Here is a 4,086-nt window from a genome sequence, read left to right as displayed (position 1 = left end):
CCGCTATGCGGCGATGTACAAGCCCTATCATCTGATCGGGCTGGAGTTGAACATCTCGGTGTTGTCGGCGGCGCTGCGCGGCGAGCCGACCGGGCAGCCGCGCGGCTTCCGCGGCGACGTCGCCGCGGTGGCAAAGCGCAGCCTGCGCGCGGGCGAGGTGCTCGACGGCGAAGGCGGCTACACGGTATGGGGCAAGCTGTTGCCGGCGGCAGCAAGCCTTGCGGCCGGCGCCCTGCCGATCGGGCTGGCGCACCGCGTCAAGCTGAAGAACGACGTTGCGCATGGTGCCGTGGTGCGCTGGGCCGACGTCGAGTTCGATGCCGAGAGCGACACGGTCAAGACGCGCAAGGCGATGGAGAGAGATTCGCACGCGGCTGATGCGAGATAAGTCCGAGAGCGGTTGAGAGCGAGCCGCGAAGACAGCGCGCTCCCCTCCCCCGCAAGGGGGGAGGGAGTTCCGCTGCTATTGGTACTGAGTCCGATCAGGCGCACGTCACGGCAGCAGCCGGCTCGCGCGTGCGTGGGAAAACCACTTCCGGAACATGTCCTCGGTGTCCATCATCTCGGTGAAGCCGGCGCGGTTGATCTTGACCGTCGAGACGATGGAGGGCGGGCCGGACTCGCTGTGGCCATATCTCATGCTGTAATCGGCGTACTGAAACGAGAGGCCGACGAATTCCTCGAGCCCGGGCGACACCAGGCCGTGCCTGCGCCGCAACGCATCCCACGGCTCGATCCATTTCGGATGTTCCTGCGCCAATGACAGCGGCACGGCCTTGCCGGGCTTCATGCCGAGCGCGTCCGCAATCGCGGGCCAGACATTCTCCCAGGTGAAGACGTCGCCATTGGTGACGTTGAAGGCCTCGTTGTGCGCGGCGTCCGCCTCGCCCGACCAGGCGATGGCACGCGCGAGCAGGTCGACATCGACGGCCTGGGCGACGCGGGCGGCGCCGCCCGGAAAATCCAGCGGCCTGCCCTGTTCGCGCAACATCGCGGCGTAGACGCCGAGCGGCGGGATCAGGTCCATCGCGCCGCCCATCGCCTCGCCGATGATCAGCACCGGGCGCAGGATGCTGAAATGCCAGCGCTTGTCCTTCTGCTGCGCGCGCAGAAAATTCTCCTGCGCCCAGTAGAAATTCGGCTGCTCGTACATTTCCGAGCGGCCTTCGCGCGCCGGCACGGCCAGCGGGCGGACGTGGACGCCATAGGCCTTGGTGCCTTGCAACAGCGCGACATGCGCGAGCTCCGGCGCCGCCGGCTCGAGCACGGCCATCAGGTTGCGCAGCATGGCGTCATTGGTCTCGATCTGGCTCTCGTCCCGCCAGCCGCCGACGAGATCGGGCCTCTCGTGGAGCGCGGCATAGACGAGATGGGTCGCGCCCTTCAGCGCACCGGCGAGGCGCGCGCACTGCGCCGCATCGGCGAGGTCGGCGGCGACGAAGCGCGCACCGTACAGGTTGCGCGGTTGCCGCCGCGACAGCGCGACGACCTCGCAAGCGCCGACAGCGCCGAAATGCCGCAGGGCGGCGTTGCCGACCAGCCCGGTGGCGCCCGCGACCACGACTTTCTTGGCTGCCATCCCTGCACCTCCAATCCGCAATTTCGTCCTTTCCCACTAGCAAATCCGCATGGATTGCGTCAGGCGGCCCGACGCCTGCGGCGGCATCGCAGCGTTGCAAAGGCGTATCGGCGCATCGCGCCTTCGCAACTGCGTAAAGCGGCACATCCTTGATTCCGCTGAGTCGATTGGCCATCCTTGGCCCCGGTCCGGCAATTGCGCCGGATATCCATGTCGGCCTCCGACGACATCAAGACGACAGTCAAGATCGTTGCCCTCGTCGAGTGATCGACCTCAGCAGAGGGGAAACGCAATGCAACGTCGTGATTTCTTGAAGGTGGGTGGCGTGGGCCTGGCCGCGAGCGCGATCGCCGCGCCCGCGGTCGCGCAATCGATGCCGGAGGTCAGGTGGCGGCTGGCGGCGAGCTGGCCGAAGGCGCTCGACACGCTCTATGGCGGCTGCGAGTATTTCTGCAAGCGCGTCGCCGAGATCACCGATAACCGCTTCACCGTGCAGCCCTTCGCGGCCGGCGAGATCGTGCCGGGCCTGCAGGTCTTGGACGCGGTGTCGAACGGCACCGTCGAGATGGGCAACACCGCGCTCTATTACTACTGGGGCAAGAACGCCGCCTTCACCTTCGGCACCGCGCTGCCGTTCGGGCTCAACACGCGCGCGCACATCTCCTGGCTCAACTGGGGCGGCGGCGGCGACATGCTCAACGAGCTCCTCAAGGAATACAACTGCCTGGGGATTCCGACCGGCTCGACCGGCGCCCAGATGGGCGGCTGGTTCCGCAAGGAGATCAAGTCCATGGCGGATCTGCAGGGCCTGAAATTCCGGGTCGGCGGCTTCGCCGGCACCATCATCGCCAAGGTCGGCGGCGTGCCGCAGCAGATCGCGGGCGGCGACATCTATCCGGCGCTGGAGAAGGGCACCATCGACGCCGCCGAATGGGTCGGACCCTATGACGACGAGAAGCTCGGCTTCGTGAAAGTGGCGAAATTCTACTACTATCCGGGCTGGTGGGAAGGCACCGGGCAGGGCCACAACGTCGTCAATCTCGAGAAGTGGAACGCGCTGCCGAAGCATTACCAGGCGGCGGTCGACACTGCCTCGCGCGACACCTTCACGTGGGTCACCGGCAAATACGACTACGTCAACCCGCCGGCGCTGAAGCGATTGCTGGTCGCCGGCGCGCAGCTCCGCGCCTTCCCGCAGGAGGTGCTGGAGGCCTGCTACGGCGCCGCCAACGAGATCTATGCGGAATTGTCCAAGACCAACCCGCACTTCAACAAACTCTACGGGAGCCTGACCGCCTACCGCAACGAATCGCTGGCCTGGATGCAGGTCGCCGAGCTGTCCTACGACAGCTTCATGATGCGGATGCGGACGCGGACCTGAGGGCTGCGCAGGCCGATCGAAACGAGAAGAGCCCCGGACGCGGTCCGGGGCTCTCGATGGCGGCGTGTTCGCGCACCGTGTCTCAATTGTCGTCGTCTCAATTGTCGTCGGCGCCGAGCACCTCGTTGAGCTTGTCGTAATTCTTGACGACGAGATCGATGTTGCCCTTGTTCTCGATCTGCGGCGCCGGCGCCTTCAGCGCGGTGTTGAGGTCGGACAGCGCCTGCTTCTTCTCATTGGCCGGCATTTTCTTGTCGGCCTCGACCTGCGCGATCTGGCTCTTGATGACGGCTTCCGAGCCGACGTATTTCTTGCTCTGGGGATCGACGCCGCCGAGCACCAGGCTAATGTTGTCGAGCACGGTATTGTACTCGTCATAGCTCGCAAAGCCGTCCTTCTTGGCGATGCCCTCGAGCTGCGCGATCACCTTCGGATCCGGCGCGGCGTTCTCCGGCAGCTTGTCGGTGATCGGGTTCATCTCCTTCTGCGCGACGAGCACGCCCTGGATCTGCTTGTCGGTCAACACGATCTGCTTCAGTTGCGGCGCCTGACCGGCGGGCGGCGCCGCCTCCTGCTTGGCCTGAGCCAAGGCGTCAGTGGCGGGCAGCGCGGCGATCGTGCCGGCGAGGCAGGCAATACTCAACGCAGTCATGGCGGTACGAATGAACACGCGCATGGAAATATCTCCTACAGGGTGGGGCGCCCGGACTTTTAGGGCTGGACTGCGTACGAATTTTGAAATGAACGAGGTCTGAACCCGGCATTTATCATCCACGCGCGCAACCTTCACGTGGCGTCCGGATGGCGCAGTTCACGAGTGCGCGAACGAAAAACGCCGCCTCCGGTAAGGCCGGAAGCGGCGTTTTTGTGACAATGCGTGAAGAGGAAATGCCTTGTCCTCGGCAGGCCTGGCGGCGACCTACTCTCCCAGGGCTTGAGCCATAGTACCATTGGCGCTGAGGAGTTTAACGGCCGAGTTCGGGATGGGATCGGGTTCAGGCTCCTCGCTAGAACCACCAGGCCGGCGAAGGACAAGGAAATACGAAGCAAGCGAAAACGCGTAGCGTTTGAGCGCAGTCCTCGGGCTTGACCCGAGGACCTCGATCCGCACGCGAGGTCTTCTCTC

General features: G+C 65.1%; 4 protein-coding genes and 1 rRNA gene. 2 read left to right on the top strand and 3 right to left on the bottom strand.

All coding sequences use genetic code 11. From position 1 onward, the window contains the following. On the top strand, positions 1 to 388 hold a 388-nt coding region (locus JOY90_RS18980; RefSeq protein ID WP_367276965.1), incomplete at its 5' end, for an SAF domain-containing protein. A 105-nt stretch (positions 389 to 493) separates the two neighbouring features. On the opposite strand, the gene JOY90_RS18975 is transcribed toward JOY90_RS18980, so the two are convergent. Further along, a complete protein-coding gene (locus tag JOY90_RS18975) occupies positions 494 to 1,579 on the bottom strand; it encodes an NAD-dependent epimerase/dehydratase family protein (RefSeq protein ID WP_291692647.1) in 1,086 nt (361 codons plus the stop codon). Positions 1,580 to 1,871: 292 nt separating this feature from the next. Between JOY90_RS18975 and JOY90_RS18970 the strand changes: the two genes are divergently transcribed. Further along, a complete protein-coding gene (locus JOY90_RS18970; RefSeq protein ID WP_291692646.1) occupies positions 1,872 to 2,960 on the top strand; it encodes an ABC transporter substrate-binding protein in 1,089 nt (362 codons plus the stop codon). A gap of 97 nt (positions 2,961 to 3,057) precedes the next feature. Here the strand turns inward: JOY90_RS18970 and JOY90_RS18965 are convergent, their stop codons facing one another. After that, entirely contained in the window at positions 3,058 to 3,636 is a 579-nt protein-coding gene (locus JOY90_RS18965) for a hypothetical protein (RefSeq protein WP_291692645.1), read from the bottom strand. Between the two features lie 230 nt (positions 3,637 to 3,866). After that, positions 3,867 to 3,981 (bottom strand): 5S ribosomal RNA (gene rrf, locus JOY90_RS18960). Positions 3,982 to 4,086: the final 105 nt, after the last annotated feature.

The organism is Bradyrhizobium sp. (genome assembly GCF_019242285.1).
Classification (GTDB): domain Bacteria; phylum Pseudomonadota; class Alphaproteobacteria; order Rhizobiales; family Xanthobacteraceae; genus Bradyrhizobium.
The sequence above is the reverse complement of the archived record's forward strand: the minus strand, read 5'-3'. Positions and strand labels throughout refer to the sequence as shown.